The sequence below is a fragment of the Bordetella hinzii LMG 13501 genome, assembly GCF_001548475.1.
Taxonomy (GTDB): Bacteria; Pseudomonadota; Gammaproteobacteria; order Burkholderiales; family Burkholderiaceae_B; genus Bordetella; species Bordetella hinzii.
The window spans coordinates 40,572-64,212 of record NZ_LRUJ01000022.1 but is presented as its reverse complement, the minus strand read 5'-3'; the positions used below and the strand labels follow the sequence as shown (position 1 = coordinate 64,212).

19 protein-coding genes are annotated in these 23,641 nt (G+C 69.4%); 8 read left to right on the top strand and 11 right to left on the bottom strand.

Going from position 1 to position 23,641, the window contains the following annotated elements; all coding sequences use genetic code 11:
• Window positions 1-14 precede the first annotated feature (14 nt).
• From AXA74_RS15070 to AXA74_RS15050, 5 genes are all read right to left on the bottom strand, one after another.
• Window positions 15-1,124, bottom strand: a complete 1,110-nt coding sequence (locus AXA74_RS15070) for an NAD(P)/FAD-dependent oxidoreductase (protein ID WP_032979126.1) — start codon at window positions 1,122-1,124, stop codon at window positions 15-17.
• A gap of 5 nt (window positions 1,125-1,129) precedes the next feature.
• Entirely contained in the window at window positions 1,130-1,633 is a 504-nt protein-coding gene (locus AXA74_RS15065; RefSeq protein ID WP_029581514.1) for a flavin reductase family protein, read from the bottom strand.
• Between the two features lie 13 nt (window positions 1,634-1,646).
• Complete coding sequence (gene pdxH, locus AXA74_RS15060) at window positions 1,647-2,279, bottom strand: pyridoxamine 5'-phosphate oxidase (RefSeq protein ID WP_032979118.1); 633 nt, start codon at window positions 2,277-2,279, stop codon at window positions 1,647-1,649.
• Window positions 2,280-2,350: 71 nt separating this feature from the next.
• Window positions 2,351-2,977, bottom strand: a complete 627-nt coding sequence (locus tag AXA74_RS15055) for a gamma-glutamylcyclotransferase (protein WP_095075173.1) — start codon at window positions 2,975-2,977, stop codon at window positions 2,351-2,353.
• A 35-nt stretch (window positions 2,978-3,012) separates the two neighbouring features.
• Window positions 3,013-4,149, bottom strand: coding sequence for an MFS transporter (locus AXA74_RS15050; RefSeq protein WP_032957037.1), 1,137 nt, complete (start codon window positions 4,147-4,149; stop codon window positions 3,013-3,015).
• Between the two features lie 435 nt (window positions 4,150-4,584).
• Between AXA74_RS15050 and macA the strand changes: the two genes are divergently transcribed.
• Genes macA through AXA74_RS15030 form a run of 4 tightly spaced genes read left to right on the top strand, consistent with a single transcriptional unit; the run spans window position 4,585 to window position 9,936 of the window.
• Window positions 4,585-5,766 (top strand): macrolide transporter subunit MacA, encoded by a 1,182-nt coding sequence (macA, locus tag AXA74_RS15045; protein WP_029581510.1) that lies wholly within the window; start codon window positions 4,585-4,587, stop codon window positions 5,764-5,766.
• Entirely contained in the window at window positions 5,763-7,730 is a 1,968-nt protein-coding gene (locus tag AXA74_RS15040; protein ID WP_029581509.1) for a MacB family efflux pump subunit, read from the top strand. Before macA ends, AXA74_RS15040 begins: the two co-directional genes overlap by 4 nt.
• Entirely contained in the window at window positions 7,727-9,082 is a 1,356-nt protein-coding gene (locus AXA74_RS15035; protein WP_032979115.1) for an efflux transporter outer membrane subunit, read from the top strand. The genes AXA74_RS15040 and AXA74_RS15035 overlap by 4 nt, the downstream gene beginning before the upstream one ends.
• Window positions 9,083-9,087: 5 nt before the next feature.
• A complete protein-coding gene (locus tag AXA74_RS15030) occupies window positions 9,088-9,936 on the top strand; it encodes a tRNA threonylcarbamoyladenosine dehydratase (RefSeq protein ID WP_032979113.1) in 849 nt (282 codons plus the stop codon).
• Here the strand turns inward: AXA74_RS15030 and AXA74_RS15025 are convergent.
• The 3 genes from AXA74_RS15025 to AXA74_RS15015 all read right to left on the bottom strand — a co-directional run bounded on the left by AXA74_RS15025 (window position 9,925) and on the right by AXA74_RS15015 (window position 12,837).
• Window positions 9,925-11,196: an APC family permease gene (locus tag AXA74_RS15025; protein WP_029581507.1), complete on the bottom strand. Its 1,272-nt coding sequence runs from the start codon at window positions 11,194-11,196 to the stop codon at window positions 9,925-9,927. The genes AXA74_RS15030 and AXA74_RS15025 overlap by 12 nt on opposite strands.
• Window positions 11,193-11,918, bottom strand: coding sequence for an alanyl-tRNA editing protein (locus AXA74_RS15020; RefSeq protein ID WP_032979111.1), 726 nt, complete (start codon window positions 11,916-11,918; stop codon window positions 11,193-11,195). The genes AXA74_RS15025 and AXA74_RS15020 overlap by 4 nt, the downstream gene beginning before the upstream one ends.
• Window positions 11,919-12,003: 85 nt before the next feature.
• Window positions 12,004-12,837 carry a helix-turn-helix domain-containing protein gene (locus tag AXA74_RS15015; RefSeq protein ID WP_029581505.1) on the bottom strand — a complete coding sequence of 278 codons (834 nt, stop codon included), beginning with the start codon at window positions 12,835-12,837 and terminating at the stop codon, window positions 12,004-12,006.
• A gap of 129 nt (window positions 12,838-12,966) precedes the next feature.
• Here AXA74_RS15015 and AXA74_RS15010 point away from each other — a divergent pair, with 129 nt between their 5' ends.
• On the top strand, window positions 12,967-13,413 hold the full coding sequence (locus tag AXA74_RS15010; protein ID WP_032957047.1) for an SRPBCC family protein: 447 nt from the start codon (window positions 12,967-12,969) through the stop codon (window positions 13,411-13,413).
• Between the two features lie 17 nt (window positions 13,414-13,430).
• Here the strand turns inward: AXA74_RS15010 and AXA74_RS15005 are convergent, their stop codons facing one another.
• Genes AXA74_RS15005 through uvrA form a run of 3 tightly spaced genes read right to left on the bottom strand, consistent with a single transcriptional unit; the run spans window position 13,431 to window position 20,970 of the window.
• Complete coding sequence (locus tag AXA74_RS15005) at window positions 13,431-14,063, bottom strand: aminotransferase class IV family protein (RefSeq protein ID WP_029581503.1); 633 nt, start codon at window positions 14,061-14,063, stop codon at window positions 13,431-13,433.
• Between the two features lie 7 nt (window positions 14,064-14,070).
• Window positions 14,071-15,201, bottom strand: a complete 1,131-nt coding sequence (locus AXA74_RS15000) for an aminodeoxychorismate synthase component I (protein WP_032957048.1) — start codon at window positions 15,199-15,201, stop codon at window positions 14,071-14,073.
• A 6-nt stretch (window positions 15,202-15,207) separates the two neighbouring features.
• Window positions 15,208-20,970 (bottom strand): excinuclease ABC subunit UvrA, encoded by a 5,763-nt coding sequence (gene uvrA / locus AXA74_RS14995; RefSeq protein ID WP_032979109.1) that lies wholly within the window; start codon window positions 20,968-20,970, stop codon window positions 15,208-15,210.
• Window positions 20,971-21,203: 233 nt separating this feature from the next.
• Here uvrA and AXA74_RS14990 point away from each other — a divergent pair, with 233 nt between their 5' ends.
• From AXA74_RS14990 to AXA74_RS14980, 3 genes are read left to right on the top strand one after another with little or no spacing between them, the layout of a single operon-like run.
• Complete coding sequence (locus tag AXA74_RS14990; protein WP_029581500.1) at window positions 21,204-21,950, top strand: IclR family transcriptional regulator; 747 nt, start codon at window positions 21,204-21,206, stop codon at window positions 21,948-21,950.
• Window positions 21,947-22,597: a bifunctional 4-hydroxy-2-oxoglutarate aldolase/2-dehydro-3-deoxy-phosphogluconate aldolase gene (locus AXA74_RS14985; RefSeq protein WP_032957051.1), complete on the top strand. Its 651-nt coding sequence runs from the start codon at window positions 21,947-21,949 to the stop codon at window positions 22,595-22,597. Before AXA74_RS14990 ends, AXA74_RS14985 begins: the two co-directional genes overlap by 4 nt.
• Window positions 22,590-23,516, top strand: a complete 927-nt coding sequence (locus AXA74_RS14980; protein WP_029581498.1) for a sugar kinase — start codon at window positions 22,590-22,592, stop codon at window positions 23,514-23,516. Before AXA74_RS14985 ends, AXA74_RS14980 begins: the two co-directional genes overlap by 8 nt.
• Window positions 23,517-23,641: the final 125 nt, after the last annotated feature.

Below are 23,641 nucleotides of genomic sequence, written 5' to 3'. Positions count from 1 at the left end.
GTAAACGGTAGCGATCAGGAGGCCAGTCGGGCCAGGGTTTCTTCGGCCAGCGCCAGGCTGGAGGTCAGGCCGGGAGATTCGATGCCATACAGGCCCACGAATCCGGCCACGCCATGCTCGGCCGGCGCGGAAATCATGAAATCCGCGGCCGGTTCGGCGGGGCCGGAGATTTTGGGGCGTATGCCAGTGTAGCCGGGCGCCAGGGCGCGGTCCGGCAGCTGCGGCCAGTAGCGCCGCACGGCGGCGTAGAAGACCTCCGCGCGCTCGGGATGCAGGGTGTAGTCTTCGGCCGGGATCCATTCGGTATCAGGGCCGAACTTGGCCTGTCCGCCCATGTCCAGCGTCAGGTGCACGCCCAGGCCGGCATGCTGGGGCACCGGGTAGATCAGGCGGCTGAAGGGCGCGCGGCCCGACAGCGTGAAATAACTACCCTTGCAGAGGTATTCGGCCGGGATGCTGTCGGCGGGCAGCCCTTCGATGCGGCGCGACAAGGTCGGGGCATGCAGGCCGGCGCTGTTGATCAGCACATTACAGCTCAGGGTCATGGCTTCGGGGCCGCCGAAGTCCACCTCGAAGCCGCCCGCTTCGCGCACACGGGCGCCCAGCATGGGCGTATGGAAGACGCATTGCGCGCCGGCGTTCTCGGCTTCGCCTTGATAGGACAGCATCAGGGCGTGGCTGTCGACGATGCCGGTCGAGGGCGAGAGCAGGGCGGCCGTGCAGTTCAGGGCCGGTTCGAGCGCCTGCGCCTGGCGGGCCGTGAGCGCTTGCAGGTCGTCCACGCCATTGGCGGCGGCGCGGGCGGCGATGTCTTCGAGGCTGGCGGCTTCGTCGTCCGAGGTGGCGACGATGAGCTTGCCCAGACGCTTGTGGCCGATGCCGCGCGCCGCGCAGTACTCATAGAGCAAGTGCTTGCCGCGCACGCACAGGCGGGCCTTCAGGCTGCCGGCCGGGTAGTAGATGCCGGCATGGATGACTTCGGAGTTGCGCGAGCTGGTGCCGGTGCCGATGGCTTCGGCGGCTTCGGCCACCAGCACTTCGCGGCCCGACAGGGCCAGGGCGCGGGCGACGGCCAGGCCGACGACGCCGGCGCCGATGACGATGCAATCGATATCCGTATTCATGGGGTTCAGGTCTGGCGGGCGGGGGTCAGGTCGAATCCGCCGGCGTGAAAGACCAGCGGATCTTCGGTGCTGCATCCGCAGGCCAGCACTTCGCCGACCATGATGACATGGTCGCCTTCTTCGTATTGGCTGCGGTTGCCGCACTCGAACCAGGCGGCATTGCGGTCGTCCAGGCGCGGCGTGCCAAAAGGCGCGCGCACGTCGGGCAGGCCATTGAAGCGCTCGCGCGTGGCCCCGGTGGCGAAATGGCGCGCCAGGGCGATCTGTTCGGCCGACAGGACGTTGACGACATAGCGTTCGCAGCGCAGGAAGGCCTCCAGCGAGGACGAGGCGCGCGACAGGCTCCAGAGCACCAGCGGCGGGTTCAGCGACACGGAGTTGAACGAGCTGACGGTCAGTCCGATGCGCTCGCCGGCCAGGCCGGTGGTGCTGACGACTGTCACGCCCGTGGCGAACCGGCCCAGGGCAGTGCGGAAAAAAGCGGCATCAAATGCGGGTAGGGGGGACATGCGTCGGCCGGTGTCAGGGCGAAAGGCGGTCCATCGCCCAGCCCTGCTTGCCGTCGGCGCGGTAGCGCAGGCGGTCGTGCAGGCGCGAAGGGCGGCCTTGCCAGAATTCGAAACAGCTCGGGACCAGGCGGTAGCCGCCCCAATGCGGCGGGCGCGGCGGGTCGTCGCCGTAGCGGGCCTTGAACTCGCGCTCGCGGGCCTCCAGGGCGTCGCGGGTGATGGGCTGGCTTTGGTTGGATGCCCAGGCGCCGATGCGCGAGCCGACCGGGCGGCTCTTGAAATAGGCTTCGGATTCTTCGGGGCTGACACGTTCGACCACCCCTTCGATGCGCACCTGGCGCTCCAGCGGCTGCCAGAAAAACAGCAGCGCGGCGCGCGGATTGGCCAGCAGGTCGCGGCCCTTGCGCGAATCGTAGTTGGTGAAGAAGGTGAAGCCCCGGGCGTCGAAGCCCTTGATCAGGACCGTGCGCGCCGAGGGCTGGCCCGAGGCGTCGACCGTGGCCAGCGTCATGGCATTGGGCTCGGGGACCTTGGCGGCGATGGCCTCGTCGAACCAGAGCGCAAACTGGTCGATGGGCGACACAGCGGCCTGGCTCTCCAGCAGGACGCCTCTTTCATAGCTTTGACGCAGATCGGAAACGGACATGACGGTCGGCAGTGACAGAGAGAAGCCCTCAGTTTACCGCCATCCGCCCCGGGTTTCCCCGTAGGAGCGGCTCAGCTCCCGGGCAGCTGACGCGGATCCTGTTCGAGGCGGCGGGCAAGGGCGTCCAGGCGGGCGTCGTGGATGCCGGCGGCGCGCAGCGCGCGGGCGGTTTCGACGACGTAGTCGGTGCAAGGGCCGTAACGCCCCGTGGCGCGGCGCACGATGGCCAGCATCTCGTCTTCGGGCAGGGCGCGGATATAGGCAGGGTTGGCGCGGTTCATGATGAAGACCAGGGCCTGCACCGGGCCGGTTTCGGTCTGGCAGTTCAGCCAGCGCGGGAGATAGGCGCCCGTGGACATTTCGCGGTCCCAGAGGGCCGGGAAGTACTCGGGCACCTGGGCGCCCGAGAGGCGGTAGACCACGCCCCGGCAGGAGCCGCCGCGATCCAGGCCGAACACCAGGCCGGGGCATTCCGGCGTGCCGCGGTTGACCCGCGACCACAGGCAAAGCGCGCGGTGGTGGCCGCGCAGCATGGCCAGGCGGCGTTCTTCGAAGGCGAAGTCCGGGCGCCAGATCAGCGAGCCATAGCCATAGACCCACAAGTCCTGGCCTTCGCGCCAGTGCGCCAGGGCGTTGTCGAGCGAGGCCCGGCGCTCCTCGGGCGTCCAGAGGCGGAAAGGGGTCGAGGCGCCCGACATGGCGGGCGCATCGGCGGGAGGGGAAAGCGGCGAACTCACGACGGCGTTTCGGTGTCTTGCGGCGGATGGCGGTTGAACCAGCCCCCGGCCGTCAGGGCCAGGGCATAGGCCCAGAACAGGGGCGCCACACCAATGATCGCCCCGAGCGCGCCGAAAGTCAGCGGCAGGGTGACCTGCGACGCATTGATCAGGGCCATCCGGACCCCGACCGCCTCGGCTGCCCGCCCATGGGGCGAATAGTGATGCAGCAGTGACAGCATACTCGGTTGGCAGCAACCCAGGGCCAGACCGAGGATGAAAGACAGCACGATCAGGGCGCTAACGTCGGTGAAAAACGGATAAAGCAGGAAGTCGATGGCCGCCGTGACCATGGCCACGCGCACCAGGGTCCAGGAGCGCACCCGGTTCTGGATGAAGGGCAGTAGCAGCCGGATGACGAAGGTTGCCGCCGCGAAGGCGGCCAGTATGAGGCCGATGGTGGTGGCCGACAGGCCGATGGCCACCCCGAAAATGGGGACGACGAAGAGATGGGTATCCCAGGCGCCGGACAGGATGGTGTTGACCATGAGAATGCGGCGCAGCGGCGGCACGGCCAGGAGTTCCGTCACCCGGCGTTTTTCGGCGGCGCGCGGGCTGCCCGTGCCGGCCAGGGCCTGGTCCGCGTGCTTCAGCCGCCGGCGCAGCAGGTAGAGCCCCCCGATGGACAGCAGCGGCCCCAGGGTCAACAGGCCGAAGGCCAGCCGGTTGCCGAGGTGGTCGATGGCCAGGCCGGCGATCAGGGGACCGGAAAAGCCCGAGCCCGCCAGCGCCAGCGACATCCAGGAGAAGTTGCGCAGCCGCTGCTGGGGCTCGGCGTGGCCGAGCAGGTCCTGCGTGGCGACCTGGTGCAGCATGAAGCCGATACCGATGCAACAGGAGGCGATGAGCAGCGCGATTTGCGTCTGGGAGAGAAAGGGCAGGGCAGTGCCGACGGTGACCAAACTGGTGCCGATGACCAGGGGTTTGCGGATGCCGACCTTGTCCACCCAGCGTCCGGCATGGACGGAAAACAGCATGGGCAGGACGGCGAAGACGGCCACCAGGGTGCCCACCTTGAAGGTAGACAGGCCGATCTGCAAGGCCGTGAGCGAGACGGTAATCCGTCCCCCCGTAAGCGCCACATGATTCAGCATGGCCAACAGGCACAGCCAGCCCGCTCCTTGGAATTCGGAGCCGGAAGATTTGCGCGAGGGGGAATGGGGAGGCTTGGACACGGCGTAACTGCAATGATTCTGTGCCTATCTTCCGCGAATGTCGAGGCAAGCGCCGGCGATGCCCCCGGACAGGGGGCGGGCGACGCTTCGGCGGGAATCGGTGCCGTATGCCGCCGGTCGGCGGCGGTTGGCGGCGAGTTAGCCGCAATTGCGTCCGGAGGGGCCGGGACCGCCGGGGCAGGCGTTCTGCCTGTCAGAACCCGGCTGTGTCTTGCACGCAACGCTTTGCGCGGAGGAAACGGCCCGGGCCGCGCAATGCCGTGATTTCGTGTTTGCCCGCGCCGCCCGTAGAATGCGGGCACTCCGCAGATAAAAATCCTTCTTATTTGCCGAGGCTTTTTCCCCAGGATGTCGATGAAAGCAAAAGCCGGCCGCGCCAAAACTTATGTCTGGATCGTCATCGGCCTGTTGATCGCCGCGCTGCTGATCAAATGGCTGTTTTTCCCCGGTGCTCCGGCGCCCACCTACGCCACGGCGGCGGTCAAGCGCGCCGACATGGAGAACAGCGTGCTGGCCAGCGGGACGCTGGAGGCCGTGCGCCAGGTCAGCGTGGGCGCGCAGGTGTCGGGGCAGCTGAAGTCGCTCAAGGTCAAGCTGGGCGATGAGGTCAAGCAGGGCCAGTTGATCGCCGAGATCGACGACATGACGCAGCAGAACGACCTGCGCAATGTCCAGGCGGCCCTGGAGACCCGGCGCGCCGAATTGCGGGCCAAGCAGGCCACCCTCAAGCAGGCCGAGCTGGCCTTCGCCCGGCAGCGCCAGATGCTGGCGGCCGACGCCAGCTCGCGCGAGTCCTACGAGAATGCGGAAGCGACGCTGAACGTGACGCGCGCCGACATCGTGGCCCTGCAAGCCCAGATCGCCCAAGCCGAAATCGAAGTCGACAAGGCCAAGGTCAACCTGGGCTATACCCGCATTGTGTCGCCCATGGACGGCAAAGTGGTCGCCGTGGTGACCAAGGAAGGCCAGACGGTCAACTCCATCCAGAGCGCGCCGACCATCATCAAGGTGGCCCAGGTGGACACCATGACGGTCAAGGCGCAGATTTCGGAGGCCGACGTCACCCGGGTGCGGCCGGGCCAGAAAGTCTATTTCACCATCCTCGGCGAGCCCGATGTCCGTCACTATGGCGTGCTGCGCGCCATCGAGCCGGCGCCGGACTCCATCCAGCGCGATGACAGCACGGCGGCCCTGACGGGCAGCAACGCCAGCACCTCGACCTCGGCGGCGGTGTACTACAACGGCCTGTTCGACGTGCCCAATCCGGATGAGGTCTTGCGGATCTCCATGACGGCCCAGGTCTTCGTGGTCCTGGGCGAGGCCAAGCAGGTGCTGCAGATTCCGTCGTCGGCGCTGGGCCGCAAGGGCGAGGACGGCCGCTATGCCGTGCGGGTGGTGGACAAGGACGGCCGGCCGCAGGAGCGCCGGATCCGCGTGGGCATGAACAACAATGTCATGGCCGAGGTCATCGAGGGGCTGAGCGAAGGCGAGAACGTGGTGTCGGCCGACGTGGCGCCGGCGGCGGGGCGTCCGTGAGCGGCGCGCTGATCCAGCTGCGCGACGTCTGGCGCGAGTTCGCCGCGGGGGACCAGGTCGTCGCCGTGCTGCGCGAGGTCGACCTCGATATCGAGGCGGGCGAGATGGTGGCCATCGTCGGCGCGTCGGGTTCGGGCAAGTCCACCCTCATGAACCTGCTGGGCTGCCTGGACCGGCCCTCCCGGGGGGTGTATCGCGTCGATGGCCGCGCAACCTCGCGCATGGACCCCGACGAACTGGCCGAGCTGCGGCGCGAGCACTTCGGCTTTATTTTCCAGCGCTATCACTTGCTGGCCGACCTGAGCGCCCAGGGCAATGTCGAGATGCCGGCCGTCTACGCGGGCATGGCGCGCGGCCCGCGCCATGAGCGCGCCGCCGCCTTGTTGCGGCGCCTGGGCCTGGCCGAGCGCCTGGACTACCGGCCGGGCCAGCTGTCCGGGGGCCAGCAGCAGCGCGTGAGCATCGCGCGCGCCCTCATGAACGGCGGGCGCATCATCCTGGCCGACGAGCCGACCGGCGCGCTGGACAGCCAGACCGGGCAGGAGGTGCTGCGCATCCTCGAGGAACTGAACGCCGCCGGCCATACCATCGTGCTGGTCACCCACGATATGAATGTGGCGCGCCACGCGCGGCGCATCATCGAGATCAGCGACGGCCGTATTGTCTCGGACCGCGCCAATCCGGACGCGCCCCAGCGCGCCGCGCTGGCCGGCGACGCCGGCCCCGGCCAGGACAAGCCGCCACCGCATCCGCTGCGGGCCTGGCTGGACCGGGGCCGCGAGGCCCTGCGCATGGCCCTGCTCGCCATGAACGCGCACCGGCTGCGCACCTGCCTGACCATGCTGGGCATCATCATCGGCATCGCCGCCGTGGTGTCGGTCGTGGCCCTGGGCACGGGTTCGCGCCAGAAGATCCTGAGCGATATCAGCGCCATGGGCACCAATACCGTGGACGTCTATCCCGGCAAGGACTTTGGCGACGAGAAGGCCGCCACCATCCGCACCCTGGTGCCGGCCGATGCCGAGGCCCTGGCGCGCCAGCCCTACGCCGACAGCGTGTCGCCCGAGGTGTCGACCACGACCACGCTGCGTTTTCGCAATGTGTCGGTCAACGGCTCGGTCCAGGGCGTGGGCGAGCAGTATTTCCGCGTGCGCGGCGTGAGCCTCGCGCAGGGCCAGTTCTTCGACGCGGCCGGCGTGGCGCGCCGCAGCCAGGACGTGGTGATCGATCCCAACACCAGCAAGAGCCTGTTCGGCAATCACACCGACCCCATCGGCCAGGTGATCTTCCTGGGCTCGGTGCCGGCGCGCGTGATCGGCGTCACCCAGCCGCAGGAGACCCTGTTCGCCAATGCCGATACCCTGCACGTCTGGATTCCCTACACCACGGCGCTCAGCCGCATCCTGGGACAGCAGCATCTGCGCAGCATCACCGTGCGGGTCAGCGACGACATGCCGACCAAGGCGGCCGAGGAGGCCATCACCAAGCTGATGATGCAGCGCCACGGCACCAAGGATTTCTTTGTCTTCAACACCGACACCATCCGCCAGACCATCGAGCGCACCACGGCCACGCTGACGCTGCTGGTGTCCCTGATCGCCGTGATTTCCCTCGTGGTGGGCGGCATCGGCGTGATGAACATCATGCTGGTGTCGGTGACCGAGCGCACGCGCGAAATCGGCGTGCGCATGGCCGTGGGCGCGCGCCGCAGCGACATCATGCAGCAGTTCCTGATCGAGGCCATTCTGGTCTGCCTGATCGGCGGTCTGCTGGGCATCCTGCTATCGCTGTCCATCGGCGTGCTGGTGTCGCAGGCCACGCGGGGCGCCTTCCAGATGATTTATTCGGGGGGGTCCATGGTGGCGGCCTTTGTCTGTTCCACGCTGATCGGCGTGGCCTTCGGTTATCTTCCGGCGCGCAATGCGGCGCGCCTGGACCCTATCGAATCGCTGGCAAGAGAATGAAGCCTGCCCTTGTCCTGGCGTCCTTGCTGCTGGCGGGATGCATCCATACTCCCTATGAGCGGCCCGCGGTGCAGACGCCGGCGCGCTGGCAGCATGCGCCGGCCGCGGCGCCGGTCCCCGGCGGCCCGTGGTGGCGCAACTTCCAGGATCCGGTGCTGGACACGCTGGTGGAAAGCGCGCTGGCGCGCAACAACGATCTTGCCGTGGCCGCCTTGCAGGTGCGCCGCGCGCAGCTGCAGGCCGGCCTGGCCCAGAGCGATCTCTACCCCACCTTGAGCGGCCTGGGCAATGTCAACCGCAGCCGCGCCCTGGACAGCGGCCGCGCCAGCGCGCGAACCACCAATGTGGAGCTGTCGGCGAGTTGGGAGCTGGATCTCTGGGGGCGCCTGGCGCGTGCCCGCGATGCGGCCCAGTGGCAGGCGCTGGCGACCGAGGAGGACCGCCAGGCCGCCGCGCTCAGCCTGATCGGCACCACGGCCGGGCTCTATTGGCAGACGGCTTTCCTCAACCAGCGGCTGGCGAGCAGCCGCGAGAGCATCGCCTATGCGCGGCGCACGTTGGAGCTGGTGCAGGCGCAGTATGCCGCCGGCGGGGCCTCTGGCCTGGAGGTGGCCGAGGCGCGCCAGAACCTGGCCAGCCAGCAGGCCGCGCACACCGATCTGCTGCAGCAGCGGGTGGAGACCATCAATGGCCTGGCCATTCTGTTCGACGGGCCGCCGGACCGCATCGCCGCCGACCCGCAGCGCCTGCCCCAGGGGCCGCTGCCCGGCGTGGACGCCGGCCTGCCCGCCGAGCTGCTCGGCAGGCGGCCCGACCTGCGCGCCGCCGAGGCGCGGCTGCGCGCGGCGGTGGCCACGACCGATGCCACGCGCGCGAGCTATTACCCGCCCTTGACCCTGACCGGTTCCCTGGGTTCGGCCAGCGATTCCCTGGGCAATCTGCTGGCCAATCCGGTGGCCGCGCTGGGCGCGGGCCTGGCCCTGCCTTTCCTGAACTGGAACCAGATGCGCCTGAATATCCGGATTTCCGAGACGGATTACGCAATCCTGGTGGCGCAGTTCCGGCAGACTCTCTACCAGGCCATGAGCGATGTGGAGAATGCCCTGTCCGCGCGCGGCCAGCTGGCCGACCGGGCGCGCCTGCTGCAGGCCTCGCTGGATGCCGCGCGCGAGGCCGAGCGCCTGTACGAGGTGCGCTACCGCGCCGGCGCCGTGGCGCTGCGTTTCTGGCTCGATGCCCAGGAAAAACGCCGCGCGGCCGAGGTGGCCGCCGACGAGAACCGCCTGCAGCGCCTGCGCAACCAGGTCCAGGTCTATCAGGCGCTGGGCGGCGACGCCGCCGTGGGACAATAAGGCCCATGAACCTGCCCGCTTCTTGTGATATCGATGCCGAGCGCCGTTTCGGCGGCCTGGCCCGTCTGTATGGCCCCCAGGCGCCCGAACGGCTGCGCGGCGCGCATGTGGCGGTGGCTGGCCTGGGCGGCGTGGGATCCTGGACGGCCGAAGCGCTGGCGCGCTGCGGGGTTGGCGCGCTGACCCTGATCGACCTGGACAATATCGCCGAATCCAACGTCAACCGGCAGATCCATGCGCTGAGCGCCACGCTGGGCCAGGCCAAGGTGGACGCCATGGCCGAGCGCATCGCGGGCATCAATCCGGATTGCCGCCTGGTGCGCGTGGAGGACTTCGTCGAGCCCGGCAATGTGGCGCGGGTCCTGGCGGACGACTACGCCATGATCGTCGATTGCACCGACCAGGCGGCCGCCAAGATCGCCATGGTGCTGCATGCGCGGGCGCGCGGCCTGCCCATGCTGCTTTGCGGCGGCGCCGGCGGCAAGACCGATCCGCTCGCGCTGCGCGCCGGCGATTTGTCCCAGGCCGTCAATGACGCGCTGCTGTCCAAGCTGCGCAACAAGCTGCGCCGCGAGCACGGCTTTCCGCGCGCCAGCGACGCGCAGGGCCGGGCGCTCAAGCGCGTGCCGCGCATGGGCGTGCGTGCCCTGTGGTTCGACCAGCCGGCCATCCTGCCGGCGGCCTGGCGGCGCGAGGACGAAGACGACGTCGCCCTGCTCGCCGGGCCGCTGGCGCCGCAGGGGCTGTCCTGCGCCGGCTATGGTTCGGTGGTGATGGTGACGGCGGCCATGGGCATGGCGGCCGCCAACGAGGCCGTCCAGGCCATCCTGGCCGGCGCCGCCTCAGGCGGCTGAGCGCCGCAGCACCCATCCCAGGGCCATCCAGCCCAGGCCGCCGGCCAGGCCCAGCCATCCGCTGGACATCAGCAGCAGCAGCGACCCGCCCAGGGCCAGGGGCAGCAGCAGCTTGGGCCAGGGCATCTGAAAGGCGGGCGCGGGGCCGCCGGCGCGGCGCAGTTTCATCAGCACGATCAGGGGCGGAACGAAGTGCGCCACATACAGGAAGCCGCCGATCGCCGTGGTGAGCGGCAGGCTATCGAACCCGGCCACCAACAGCAGGATGGCGGCGCTGGTCAGCACCGCTGTCCGGGGAATGCCGGTGGCCGGGTGGATGCGGGCCAGCACGGCCGGCAGGAGGCCGTCGCGCGCCATGGCGAAGCTGATGCGCGACGCCACCACCAGCACCGCGTTGGCCGTGGCCGCCGTGGTCAGGACGGCCACCCCGGCCAGGGCGCGGCCGCCGGCCGGCCCGAGGAATTGCTGCGCGGCGGCGGCCAGCGGGGCGTCGGAGGCGCCCAGCGCCTGCCAGCCCAGCGTGCCCAGGGCCACGAACACCACCATGAGGTAGACGAAGAGCACCACCGCCAGCGTCAGCAGGATGGCCAGGGGCAGATTGCGTTCGGGCCGCTCGATTTCCTCGCCGGCGGCCGCCACCATATCGAAACCGCCAAAGGCCAGGAAGGCCAGCACCGCGGCGGAGAACAGGCCGGCCAGGCCATGCGGCATCGCCGGGGTGAAGCGCGCCAGGTCGACGGCGGGCATGCCCAGCAGCGAGAAGGCAAGCAGGCCGGCCACGGCCAGCGACATGACCAGCACCTGCACCAGGCCCGACAGCCTGACATTGGCCAGGTTGATCAGGGCGCATAGGGCCACCAGGCCCATGGCGCTCCATTGCGCCGGCCAGCCGGTCAGTACCTGGAGATAGCCGCCGAAGCCCAGCGTGACATAGCCGCTGACCATCAGATAGGCGCCCCAGAAGATCCAGCCCATGAGAAAGCCCCAGCCCGGGCCCAGCACCTTGCGCACGAAGGCATAGCCGCCGCCGGCCTCCGGATAGCGGCAGGCCAGCTCGGCATAGGGCAGGGCGATGAGCAGGGAGGCCAGGAAAGCCAGGGCAAAGGCCAACAGGGCCGCCGGACCGGCCTGGGCCGCGCTGTGCCCCACCAGCACGAAGATGCCGCCGCCTATGGTGCCGCCCACGCCCAGCGCCACGGCGCTGTGCAGTCCCAGCGCGCGCCGCAGCTGCGGGCGCGCCTGCGAGGATGCGGCGCTCATAGGCCCGCCAGCGCCAGGCGCACGCGGCGGTTGTGGCGTCCCTTGTTGTCGATCTTGAGGATGCGCAAGGGCCGGCATGCGCCGGTGCGCGCCAGATGCGTGCCACCGCAAGCCTGGCGGTCCAGGCCGACGATGTCCACGATGCGGATCAGGTTGTCCTCCGTGGGCGGCGGGGCGACCGATTTGGACCGGATCAGGCCGTGCGCCTGCTGGGCCTCGGCCATGGGCAGGTAGACGTCGCGCACGGGCAGGTCCTGGCGGATGGCGTCATTGATGGCGCCTTCCAGGGCGCGGATCCGGTCGTTGTCCGCCTCGGGCAGGTCGAAGTCCATGCGGGCCGTGCCGTCCTCGTTCATCTGCACGCCTGTCACCAGCGCGCCGTCGAAGGCCTGGAAGACCAGGGCGTTGAGGATATGTGTGCCGGTATGCAGTTCGCGCATCATCTGGCGGAAATCCGCGTCCACGGTGGCGCGCACCGCGTCGCGCAATTCGGCGCCGGGGTCGGCCAGCAGGATCCAGGTCCGCCCGGCGACGGTCTCGAAGCCGCTGACCGCCAGCGGCTGGCCCTGCCCCTGGAGGCTGCCCCGGTCGGCCGGCTGGCCGCCTCCGCCGGGATAGAAGGGCGATTCGGCCAAGAGGACGCGGCCCGGGCGGGCGTCCACGACCTGGGTTTCCAGGATCAGGGTTTCCGGATGGGCATGATAGAAAGCCGGCGCGGGCATAGAGACTCCGTGTGAAGGTTTCTCCCAGTATGGCCCTGCCGCCGGCCGCCGTATTGGCAGAAATTGCGCTTGGCGCGAACCGGCCCTAGGCGGCCCGCGCGGCGCGGGCGAATTGCAGCGGAGTGATGCCGTAGTAGCGCTTGAAGTATTTGTTCAGGGCGCTCTGGTCGTAGAAGCCGGTGGCCGCGGCGATCTCTGCCAGCGGCATGCCGCGCCGCAGATAGTGGCAGGCCCGTTGCAGCCGCGCCTGGATCAGGTAGGCGTGCGGCGTCATGCCCAGGCCGCGCTTGAACAGGCCGATCAGCTGGAAGGGCGTCAGGCCGGCGGCCGCGCTCAGGGTTTCCAGCCGCAAGTCCTGGGCGTGCCGGTCCTGGATGAGGTCGGTCACCAGGCGCAGCAGGACCTGGTCGCGCGGCGGCGGATCGATGCGCCCGCCGCCGCAGCCGTGGCGCTGGTAGAGCCGGCCGAAGGTGGAGAACAGCAGTTCGCGCTCGCGGAACAGGTCGCCGCCGTCCTCCAGCGCGCGATGCAGGGCCAGGAAACCGTCGATGAGGTCGGTGTCGGCGAACAGGTTGCGCGTGAAATAGGGCACGGCTTCGATGCCCAGGCCGCGCGCCACCGCGTCGATGGCCGACTGCGTCAGATAGAAGGAGCGGTAGCGCCAGCGCTCGCTGTGGCCCATCCAGCCCGCGTGCGCCTCGGCCGGGTTGAAGACGAACAGGGTGGAGCGGCGCGCCTCCTCGACCACGCCGCGGCTCTTGACCACCGAGCCGCCGGCTTCGGTCACGGCGATCACAAAGCCCTCATGGGTATGAGGCGGGTATTCCTGCGTGGTGAAATCGGCGCACATCAGGCTCAGGCCGGGTGTGTGCCTGTCCCACCAATAGTGCGACACGTTGTTGGGATCGTGGCGGGCCATTGCCGGCTCCTGGCGGACTTGCATCGTTACCGATTTTATCGGCGGGCGGCCGGCATTGCAGCCGGCGGCCCGCCTGGTCCAGAATAACCTGCCCAGCCCCAGGCATTCCACTCCACGAGGTCCTTCACCATGGCTACTGGCACCGTTCACTTGCATCGCGTCCTGCGCGCGCCCCCGGAGCGCGTCTACCGGGCGTTTCTCGAGCCCGACGCTCTCGCCAAATGGCTGCCGCCCTATGGGTTTACCTGCGAGGTGCACCAGATGGATGCGCGCGTGGGCGGCAGTTTCCGCATGTCTTTCCGCAATTTCGCGGCCGCGCAGGCCAGTTCCTTTGGCGGCGAGTTCCTGGAGCTCGTCCCCTTTGAGAAGATCCGCTATACGGACCGTTTCGATGACCCCAATTTGCCGGGGCAGATCCTGGTCACGGTGACCCTGGTGTCCGTGTCCTGCGGCACCGAGCTGCGTGTGGCGCAGGAGGGCATCCCCGAGGTGATACCGGTGGAGATGTGCTATCTGGGCTGGCAGGAGTCGCTGGTGCAGCTGGCCCGCCTGGTGGAGCCGGATATCCCGGCCTGAGCCCGCCCGCGCGCGGGTCAGTAATCGTGCAGGGTGACGTCTATCCAGCCGCGCAGCGCGTTGGACAGGCGCAGGCCTTCGGCGCGGCGCAGGTCGTCGACCTCCAGGACGCGCTCGCGGACCTGGCCGGCCTCCAGCAGTTCGGCGCGCTGCACGCCGGGCAGCAGGCCGCACTCGACCGGCGGGGTGTACCACTGGCCGCGCAGCAGCAGGTAGAGATTGCTGCGGCTGCCTTCGCACAACTGCCCTTTTTCGTTGAAGAACACCATGTCGAAGATCTGCGGATGCGCCGGCAGCCAGTCCGCCGCCTTGGCGTACCAGGGGCGGAAGGTGGTCTTGTAGCGCAGCAGCGGCTCGCGCGAATCCAGCGGCTCGGGCGACAGGAGGATTTCCTGCACCAGGGGCAGCGGCGCCAGCGGGGCGGTGTGGATGCTGTATTGGCCGCCGCGTTCGAGCAGCAGGCGCAGGCGCTGCGGCTCCAGGCCGGCCAGGCCGCGCGCGGCGGCCAGGATGTCGCGCTCGATGGCGGCCTCGTCGCAGCGGTAGCCCAGGGCCTGGGCCGATGCGGCCAGCCGGGTCAGGTGCCGGCCCAGCAGGGGCAGGCTGCGGTCGGCGGTGACGAGTAGGGTTTCGATCAGCTCGGGGGCCATGGCGGTCCTAGTGGGGCAGGCCCAGGATGCGGGCCTTCCAGTGGCATTCCTGCCACTCTAACGCGGGGTCGGAGTCGTAGACAATCCCGCCGCCGGTGCTGTAGACGCCCTGGCCGCTGTCATCCAGCACCAGGGTGCGGATGGCCACGTTGAGCGAGAAATCGCCGTCCGGCGCCAGCCAGCCCACGCTGCCGCAGTACAGGCCGCGCGGGGCGATCTCCAGCTGCCGGATGCGGCGCATGGCGGCGATCTTGGGCGCGCCGGTGATCGAGCCGCAGGGAAAGAGCGCGCCCATCACCTCGGCCAGGCTGGCATGGGGCGCCAGGGCGCTGACCGTCGAGGTCAGAGTCCAGACCGTGGGATAGCGCTCGAGCGAAAACAGGGCGTCCACCTTGACCGAGCCCGGTTGGGCCAGCCGGCCCAGGTCGTTGCGCAGCAGGTCGACGATCATCAGGTTTTCGGCCCGGTCTTTTTCGCTGGCCAACAGCGCCTGGCCCAGGCGCCGGTCTTCGTCGGGATCGGCCGAGCGCGGCGCGGTGCCTTTCATGGGCCGGGTGAGCAGGCGGTCTCCCTGGCGGGCCACGAACAGCTCGGGCGAAAACGACAAGACCGTGCGCCGGCCGTCGCGCACATAGGCGGCATGGGCCACGGGATGGCGTTGGGCGATGCCGCGGTAGAGCGCGTCCGGCGCGCCTTCGATGCGCACATCCAGCGGCTGGGTGTAGTTGACCTGGTAGAACTCGCCCGCGCCGATGCCGGCCCGGATGCGTTCGACGCGCCGGACGTAGTCGGCCTCGGCCTGGCGCGGCAGGGCGGAGACGACGCGGGCCGCCGTGCTGCCCGTCCAGGGACCGGTCAGCTCGGCGTGTTCGAAGACCAGGGCGGTCAGGCGCGGGGGCAGATCGGCGCGAGGCGGCGGATGAGGCCCGTCCGGCGGCGCTTGCAGCACTTCGGGCAGCAGCCATTCGCCCAGCTCGTAGTCCAGCAGCAAGGCCACCCAATGACCGGCGCGGCGCGCCGATTCGATGGCCGCCCAGGCGGCCGGCAGCGCTTGCGGCTGCGCGGCCTGGATGCGCGCCACCTGCCCCGACAGGCGGCGCGACCGCCCGGCCAGGCGGTCTTCGAACCAGCAATCCATATTTCTCTAGTGTTGGAGGAACTCGGCGAGCACTTGGCCTGTGTGGGACCGGTCGCGCAGGCTCATGACATGTTCCGGAGAGCCTTCGGCCACCAATTGGCCGCCGCCCGTGCCGCCTTCCGGACCGAGGTCCAGCAGCCAATCAGCTTCGGCGATGACATCGAGATTATGCTCGATGACGACCACGGTGTTGCCGGCTTCGACCAAGCGATGTAGGACGTGGATGAGTTTTTCGACGTCGGCCATGGACAGGCCCACGGTGGGTTCGTCCAGCACATAGAGCGTGTGCGGGATGCGCGAGGCCCGGCCGGTCTTGATGACGCCGTCGGTCAGGCGGGCCTTGGCCAGTTCGGTCACCAGCTTGATGCGCTGGGCCTCGCCGCCGGACAGCGTAGGCGAGGGCTGGCCCAGCGTCAGGTAGCCCAGGCCGACATCCTGCATCAGCTGCAGGGGGCGGTGGATCTTGGGGTGGGCGGCGAAGTAGGCCAGCGCGTCATCGACCTCCAGGGACAGGACTTCGCCGGCATTCTTGCCGCGCATCTGGACGCTCAGCGTATCGGCATTGAAGCGCGCGCCGTTGCAGGCGTCGCAGGGGACTTTCACGTCCGGCAGGAAGTTCATCTCGATGGTCCGCATGCCCTGGCCTTCGCAGATGGGGCAGCGGCCGTCGCCGGTATTGAAGGAGAAGCGCGCCGCGCTCCAGCCGCGCATGCGCGCCTCGCGCGTGTCGGCAAACTGCTTGCGCACATCGTCCCAGAAACCGACATAGGTGGCCGGGCAGGAGCGCGGGGTCTTGCCGATGGGCGTCTGGTCGACCTCGAGCACGCGGTCGATGGCCTCCCAGCCCTCGATGCGGGCGCAGCCTATCCATTGCTCGGCCTTGCCGGCCGAGACGACACGGCTCAGGTTGTCCAGCAGCACTTCGCGCGCCAGGGTGGACTTGCCTGAACCGGACACGCCGGTCACCACGGTGAGGCGGCCGACGGGGATGCTGGCGTTGACATTGCCCAGGTTGTGCAGGTGGGCGGCCTTGATGCGCAGCATGGGCGTGTCTTTCTCGATGGCGCGGCGTCCCTGCAGCGGATGGGCCAGGGGCTTGGCCAGGTAGCGGCCCGTGACGGACTCGGGAGCGTCGATCAGGTCTTGCGCGCTGCCTTGGGCGACCACGCGGCCGCCGCGGATGCCGGCGCCCGGCCCGATGTCGATGATGTGCGAGGCGCGGCGGATGGTGTCGTCATCGTGTTCGACGACCACCAGCGTGTTGCCATTGCCCTCCAGGCGCGCCAGCGCGTCGAGCAGGATGCGGTTGTCGCGCGGATGCAGGCCGATGGTGGGCTCGTCCAGCACATAGCACACCCCTTGCAGATTGGAGCCGAGCTGCGCGGCCAGGCGGATGCGCTGGGCCTCGCCGCCGGACAGCGTGGGCGCGGCGCGATCCAGCGCCAGGTAGTTCAGGCCGACCTCCTGCATGAAATCCAGGCGGCCGCGGATCTCGGCCAGGATGTCGCGCGCGATCTCGGCCTCGCGCCCGCGCATGATCAGGCCGGTGAAGAAGCTGTGCGCCTCGGAGACCGGCATGGCGGCCAGTTCCGCGATGGAGCGGTCGCGCCAGCGCACGGCCAGCGCCGTCCGGTTGAGCCGCTGGCCATGGCAGACGCCGCAGGCCTGGGTCTCGCCTTCGTACCAGGCGTTCCAGGCGGTTTCCTCGCCGGTTTGTTCCGCGTCGAAACCCTGCAGCTGCAGGCCGGTGCCGAAACAGCCCTCGCACCAGCCGTGCTTGGAGTTGTAGGAGAACAGGCGCGGATCGGGCTCGGGGAAGCTGATGCCGCAGGAGGGGCAGGCGCGCTTGACCGAGAAATGCTGCTGCTGCGGGCGGGCGTTCAGGCCGGCCTCGCGGCGCAGCTGGGCATCGCCCTGGGCGCCAGGCGTCAGGTCCCAGAGGATGCTCATGACGCCCTGGCCATGCTCCAGCGCGCGCTTGACGGCCTCGCGCAGCGCGGCCTCGTGGGCCGGGTCGACCACGAGATCGGCCACGGGCAGCTCGATGGTGTGTTCTTTGTAGCGGTCCAGGCGTGGCCAGGGACTGACCGGGATGAACTCGCCATCCACGCGCAGATGCGTATAGCCCTTGCCGCCCGCCCATTTGGCCAGGTCGGTGTAATAGCCTTTGCGCGCGGTCACCAGCGGCGCCAGCAGGCCCAGGTGGCGGCCTTTGTGCTCGCGCAGCAGGCGGGCGACGATCTGCTCGGTGTTCTGCGGTTCGACCGGCACCTGGCAATCAGGACAGAACTGCGTGCCCAGCTTGACGTAGAGCAGGCGCAGGAAGTGGTGGATCTCGGTCATCGTGGCCACGGTGGACTTGCGGCCCCCGCGGCTGGTGCGCTGCTCGATGGCCACGGTCGGCGGGATGCCGAAGATGGCGTCCACGTCGGGCTTGCCCGCCGGCTGCACGATGGCCCGGGCATAGGCGTTGAGCGATTCCAGGTAGCGGCGCTGGCCCTCGTTGAACAGGATGTCGAAGGCCAGGGTGGATTTGCCCGAACCGGAGACGCCGGTGATGACGGTGAAGGTGTCGCGCGGGATTTCCACGCTGACGTTCTTCAGGTTGTGCTCGCGCGCGTTGCGGATCTCGATGGCCTCGGCCTGCCGCCGGCGGCGGCGCATCAGCGATTGCAGCGGCGTGCCGGTTTCGTAGGGCGTGGCCGGTTCTTCGATCACCGCCGTCAGGCCGGCCTGCTCGGCTTCCTGGCGGTCGGCGTCGGTGGACACCACCACATCGGCCGGCAGGATGCTGGTTTCGTAGTCGCGCAGGGCCTGGCCCGTGTAGGAGCGCGGATTGTCCATCAGGTCTTGCGGCGTGCCCACGCCCACGACTTCGCCGCCGGCGTCGCCGCCGTCGGGGCCGAGGTCGATCAGCCAGTCGGCCGCGCGGATGACGTCCAGGTTGTGCTCGATGACCAGCAAGGTGTGGCCGGCGGCCAGCAGCTTGCGGAAGGCGCGCATCAGCCGCGCCACATCATCGAAGTGCAGGCCGGTGGTCGGCTCGTCGAACAGGAAGAGGCTGCCCTTCTTGGCGACCTTGGCCGTCGAGATGCCCGAGCGCGCCGCCTCGGCCAGATGGCCGGCGAGTTTCAGGCGCTGGGCCTCGCCGCCGGACAGCGTGGGCACGGGCTGGCCCAGGCGCACGTACTCCAGGCCCACGTCGCCCAGCGGCGCCAGGCCGGTCTGCACGTCGCGCAGGCCGCGGAAGAACTCCAGCGCCTCGCTGACCGTCATTTCGAGCACTTCGTCGATGGATGCGCTCTTGCCCAGGTGCTCGACGCGGACCTCCAGCACTTCGGGGCGGAAGCGCTTGCCGTCGCAATCGGGGCAGCGCAGATAGACGTCCGACAGGAACTGCATCTCGACGTGCTCGAAGCCGGTGCCGCCGCAGGTCGGGCAGCGGCCGTCGCCGCCGTTGAAGCTGAAGGTGCCCGCGGTGTAGCCGCGCTCCTTGGCCAGCGGCGCCTGCGCGAACAGCTTGCGGATGGCGTCGAAGGCGCCGACATAGCTGGCGGGATTGGAGCGCGCGGTCTTGCCGATGGGCGTCTGGTCGACCATGACGACGTCGGCGATCTGTTCGGCGCCCAGCAGGCGGTCGAAGGGGCCCGGCGCCTCGGACGGCTTGCCCTGGTGCTTGAGCAGGGCGGGAAAGAGCACGTCCTGCACCAGCGTGGACTTGCCCGAGCCGGAGACGCCCGTCACGCAGACCAGGCGGCCCAGCGGCAGTTCGACCGAGACGTTCTTGAGGTTGTGGGCGCGCACGCCTTCGAGCAGCAGGCGCGGCGTGTTGGCCGCCACCGGCATGGGGCGCGGCGCTTCGACGTGGCGCCGGCCGCCGAGATAGTCGCCGGTCAGGGTGGGCGCGGCGCGCAGCTGCGCGGGCGTGCCGTCGAAGACGATGCGCCCGCCCCGCTCGCCGGGGCCGGGGCCGATGTCGATGATGCGGTCGGCCGCCACCATGACCTGGGGATCGTGCTCGACCACCACCAGCGTGTTGCCGGCGTCGCGCAGGCGGTGCATGACCTCCACCACGCGGTGCATGTCGCGCGGGTGCAGGCCGATGGAGGGCTCGTCCAGCACGAACAGGGTGTTGACCAGCGAAGTGCCCAGCGCCGTGGTGAGGTTGATGCGCTGGACCTCGCCGCCGGACAGGGTGCGGCTCTGGCGGTCCAGCGTGAGATAGCCCAGGCCCACGTCGCAGAGGAATTTCAGGCGGGCGCGCACCTCGGTGAGCAGCAGGTCCGCGGCCGCGTCCATGGCGCCCTGGAACCGGATGTCGTCGAAGAAGCGCCGCACGCGCTCGATGGGCAGCAACATGACATCGTGCACCGACAGGCCGTCCAGGCTGTCGAGCCGTTCGCGCGTCCAGCTCACGCCGGCCGGCATGAAGCGCTGGTAGCGCTCATCGCCCGGCGGCAGTACGGCATCGGCCTCGGCCTTGCTGCCCAGGCGCCACAGCAGCGCGTCGGGCTTGAGCCGGGCGCCATGGCAGGCGGGGCAGGGCGTGTAGCTGCGGTACTTGGACAGCAGCACGCGCACATGCATCTTGTAGGCCTTGCTTTCCAGCCAGACGAAGAAACGGTGCACGCCGTACCACTGATGCTTCCAGGCCGAGTCGCCGCCCTTGAAGTCCGGGTCGCCGTGGAGCACCCAGTCGCGCTGCGCCTGGGTGAGCGACTTCCAGGGCACCGAAATGGGAATGCCGGCGCGCGGCGCGTACTTCATCATGTCGTCCTGGCACTCCTTGAAGGAGGGGGTCTGCCAGGGCTTGATGGCGCCTTCCTTGAGCGTCTTGCCCTCGTCCGGGATGACCAGGCCCAGGTCGATGCCGATCACGCGGCCGAAGCCGCGGCAGGCTTCGCAGGCGCCCAGCGGCGAATTGAAGGAGAAGCTGCTGGGCAGCACGTCGCTGTATTCGATGTCGCAGTCGGCGCAGTGCAGCCGGTCGCTGTATTTCCAGACGGCGGCATCGCCGCCCTCGGCGTCCATGACGTAGACGGCCAGGTGGCCCGCGCCCATGCGCAGCGCCGTGTCCAGCGCCTCCATGACACGCTCGCGCTCGGCGCTGGCGAAACGCAGGCGGTCCTGCACCACGTGCAGGGTGCGGCGCGCTTCGGCGGCCTCGGTCTTTTTGCCGCGGCCCTTGCCCTTGGCCGGCGCCGCGGGCGCGGCGTCCTCGTGGTGCACGCGGGTGTAGCCCTGCCCTTCGAGAAAGCCCTTCACCTCGTCTTCGGTGAAATTGGCCGGCACGGCGATGGGGAAGGTGATGACCAGGCGCGGGTCGCCCGCCGCGGCGCTGCGCTCGGCCAGCGAATGGAAGATGGACTCGGGCGTGTCGCGCCGCACGCGCTTGCCGCAGCCCCGGCAATAAAGCTGCGCCCCGCGCGCGAACAGCAGCTTGAGGTGATCGTTGAGCTCCGTCATCGTGCCCACCGTGCTGCGCGAGCTGCGCACAGGGTTGGTCTGGTCGATGGCGATGGCCGGCAGGATGCCCTCGATGCGGTCGACCTGGGGCTTGTCCATGCGGTCCAGGAACTGGCGCGCATAAGGCGAGAAGGTCTCGACATAGCGGCGCTGGCCTTCGGCGTACAGCGTGTCGAAGGCCAGGGAGCTCTTGCCCGATCCGGAGACGCCGGTCACGACGACCAGCTCGCCGGTGGCGATGGTGAGATCAAGGTTCTTGAGGTTGTTCTGGCGGGCGCCAACGATGCGGATATGGGAGCTCATGAGGCGTAATCGTAGCCGGTGTGTGAGGGCGAGTCCGGGGTGGAGGCAAGGCCGGCAATATGGAATAATTGCCTACATTGTGAAAGGCATGCCCACAATGTGGTCATATATGGGCATTTTGCCGGATTTGCGTCGGCAACAAGCTGTATAGATAAACAGTACACCAAATTTATGACGCGATCGCAAATCCCCTGCCGGCGGCAGGGGCGGCGCGCGCCGCGTCGGAGGAAGACATGCAGGCGTCCCCCGTCGCGGGAACCGCGGCCTTTGCCAAATTCATGACGGTGCTGCAGGCCGTGGCCGACGCCGAGACGCCGCTCTCGGTCGCCGCGCTGGCGCGGGCCTGCGGCTATCCGCGCGCCACCGTGCACCGTATCGTGTGCGCGCTGGCCGAGCATGGCATGCTGGCCGAGGCCGAGGGCGGCTACCGCATGGGCATGCGCGTGGTGGGCCTGGCGGCCCGGGCCATGCCCGACGTGCGCGGCCTGCTGGCGGCCGACCTGCGGGCCTTGCGCGACGCCACCGGCGAAACCGTCCATGTGGCCGTGCCGGGCGGCGCCGAAATGATCTATATCGACAAGCTGGAATCCCCCGGGCCGCTGCGCATGGCTTCCCGCGTGGGCGCGGGCGTGGCCGTGCACCGCAGCGCCGTGGGGCGCGCGTGGCTGGCGAGCCTGGATCCGGAGGCCGCGCTGCAGGCCATGCGGGCGCTGCCGGCCTGCGCCGATCCGGCCGTGCTGGCGCGCCTGCGCGAGCGGGTGGCCCAGGCGCGCGCCGACGGCTATGCCACGGACGACGAAGAAAACGAGGCGGGCATCTGCTGTTTCGGGATCGCCCTGCCCGGCGGACAGGCCTGCGTCAGCGTCAGCGTCCTGCGCTTCCGCATGCAGGCCCGCGATACCTATATCCAACCCCTGCTGCGGCTGCGCGACAGCGCCGCGCGGCATCTTGGCCAACCCCTGGCGCAAGGACTGTCATGACCCACCCCTCTGCCCATCGCCATGCCCGGCTTGCCGCCCTGCGCGCCGCCCGCCTGATCCCCGTGTTGCGCTACGACAATGCCGCGACGGCCGCCTATGCCGCCGAGGTGGCCGTGGGCGCGGGCTGCGCGACGCTGGAGCTGACCTGGACCATTCCCGGCGTCGCCGATCTGGTGCGCGCCTTGCGCGACAAGCATGGGCCGGCGCTGCTGCTGGGCGTGGGCACGGTGCTCGACGCGGACCAGGCGCGGCAGGCCCTGGAGGCCGGCGCGGACTTCCTGGTCTCGCCCGGCTTCGTGCCCGGGCTGGCCGATATGGCGCATGCCGTGGACGCGCTCTGCCTGCTGGGGGCGTTCACGCCTTCGGAAGTGATCGCGGCGCGGCGCGAGGGAGCCGATGTGGTCAAGATCTTTCCAGCCGATACCGGCGGACCGCGGCATCTGGCCGCCCTGGCCTCGGTGTTTCCCGATGTGGTGTTCTGCCCGACCGGCGGGGTGAGCGCCGGCAATATGGGGGAGTATTTCCGCGCCGGCGCCGCCATGGTGGGCATGGGCGGCAACCTGTTCGAGAAGGCCGCTTTCGCGGCGCGCGACACTGGCGTGCTGACGCGCCAGGTGGCCGGCACCCTGGAGCAGGCCCGTGGCTGACTACGACATCATCGCGCTGGGCGAAGCGCTGATCGAATTCAACCAGACCGAACCCGGCCGTCAACAATATCTGCAGGGCTATGGCGGCGATACCTCCAACGCCGTCATCGCGGCGGCCCGCGCCGGCGCGCGCTGCGCCTATCTCAGCCGGGTGGGCGACGATGCCTTTGGCGCGCAGTTGCTGGCGCTGTGGCGCCGCGAGGGCGTGGACGTGGCCGGCGTGGCGGTGGACGCGGACGCGCATACCGGCGTCTATTTCGTGCAGCACGGTCCGCAAGGCCATGTCTTCAATTACCTGCGGCGCGGCTCGGCCGCCAGCCGCATGACCGCGGCCGGCCTGGAGCGCGGCATGATAGGCCGGGCCCGCTTTCTGCATGTCTCCGGCATCAGCCTGGCGATCAGCGGCTCGGCCTGCGACACGGTGTTCGCCGCCCTCGAGCACGCCCGCCAGACCGGCGTGCAGACCAGCCTGGACTCCAACCTGCGCCTGCGGCTGTGGCCGCTGGCGCGCGCGCGGGCCGTTTTGCGCGAGGCCATGGCCGCGGTGGACCTCTTTCTGCCCAGCATGGACGATATGCGCCATCTCACCGGGCATGAGGATGTCGACGCCACGCTGGATTGGATACGCGCCGCTGGCGCCGCCGGCGTGGTGGTGCTCAAGCTGGGCCGGGAGGGCGCGGTGCTGGACGACGGCCGCGAACGCCGGCGCCTGCCCGGCTGTCCGGTGCAGGCGGTCGACGCCACGGGGGCGGGGGATTGCTTCGCGGGCAATCTGCTGGCGCGCCGCGTCCTGGGAGATAGCTGGCCGGATGCCGTGGCCTATGCCAACGCGGCCGCGGCCCTGTCCACCCTGGGCTATGGCGCGGTCGACCCCATGCCGCATCCGGAGGCCGTCTTCGCTCGCCTGGGGGATGCATAACAGGGACGGAGTGGTTGGGCGGGTCTGGCCTCCCTGGCTGTTTCGGGCTAGAATTCCGGGTTAACCGAATTTTCGCCGCGCGCAGGTGTGCGGGGCGGCTCGAATCCAACCCTACCGAACCTTTA

Excerpts from the sequence above, each read along its gene's own strand:
- AXA74_RS15010 (WP_032957047.1), top strand. The coding sequence starts at position 12,967 with ATGGCTACTGGCACCGTTCACTTGCATCGCGTCCTGCGCGCGCCCCCG.
- uvrA (WP_032979109.1), bottom strand. The coding sequence starts at position 20,970 with ATGAGCTCCCATATCCGCATCGTTGGCGCCCGCCAGAACAACCTCAAG.
- AXA74_RS15000 (WP_032957048.1), bottom strand. The coding sequence starts at position 15,201 with ATGGATTGCTGGTTCGAAGACCGCCTGGCCGGGCGGTCGCGCCGCCTG.
- AXA74_RS15065 (WP_029581514.1), bottom strand. The coding sequence starts at position 1,633 with ATGTCCCCCCTACCCGCATTTGATGCCGCTTTTTTCCGCACTGCCCTG.
- AXA74_RS14985 (WP_032957051.1), top strand. The coding sequence starts at position 21,947 with ATGACCCACCCCTCTGCCCATCGCCATGCCCGGCTTGCCGCCCTGCGC.
- AXA74_RS15020 (WP_032979111.1), bottom strand. The coding sequence starts at position 11,918 with ATGCCCGCGCCGGCTTTCTATCATGCCCATCCGGAAACCCTGATCCTG.
- AXA74_RS15030 (WP_032979113.1), top strand. The coding sequence starts at position 9,088 with ATGAACCTGCCCGCTTCTTGTGATATCGATGCCGAGCGCCGTTTCGGC.
- AXA74_RS15070 (WP_032979126.1), bottom strand. The coding sequence starts at position 1,124 with ATGAATACGGATATCGATTGCATCGTCATCGGCGCCGGCGTCGTCGGC.
- AXA74_RS15025 (WP_029581507.1), bottom strand. The coding sequence starts at position 11,196 with ATGAGCGCCGCATCCTCGCAGGCGCGCCCGCAGCTGCGGCGCGCGCTG.
- AXA74_RS15035 (WP_032979115.1), top strand. The coding sequence starts at position 7,727 with ATGAAGCCTGCCCTTGTCCTGGCGTCCTTGCTGCTGGCGGGATGCATC.
- pdxH (WP_032979118.1), bottom strand. The coding sequence starts at position 2,279 with ATGTCCGTTTCCGATCTGCGTCAAAGCTATGAAAGAGGCGTCCTGCTG.
- AXA74_RS15005 (WP_029581503.1), bottom strand. The coding sequence starts at position 14,063 with ATGGCCCCCGAGCTGATCGAAACCCTACTCGTCACCGCCGACCGCAGC.
- AXA74_RS15015 (WP_029581505.1), bottom strand. The coding sequence starts at position 12,837 with ATGGCCCGCCACGATCCCAACAACGTGTCGCACTATTGGTGGGACAGG.
- AXA74_RS15055 (WP_095075173.1), bottom strand. The coding sequence starts at position 2,977 with ATGTCGGGCGCCTCGACCCCTTTCCGCCTCTGGACGCCCGAGGAGCGC.
- AXA74_RS14990 (WP_029581500.1), top strand. The coding sequence starts at position 21,204 with ATGCAGGCGTCCCCCGTCGCGGGAACCGCGGCCTTTGCCAAATTCATG.
- AXA74_RS15050 (WP_032957037.1), bottom strand. The coding sequence starts at position 4,149 with ATGCTGAATCATGTGGCGCTTACGGGGGGACGGATTACCGTCTCGCTC.
- macA (WP_029581510.1), top strand. The coding sequence starts at position 4,585 with ATGAAAGCAAAAGCCGGCCGCGCCAAAACTTATGTCTGGATCGTCATC.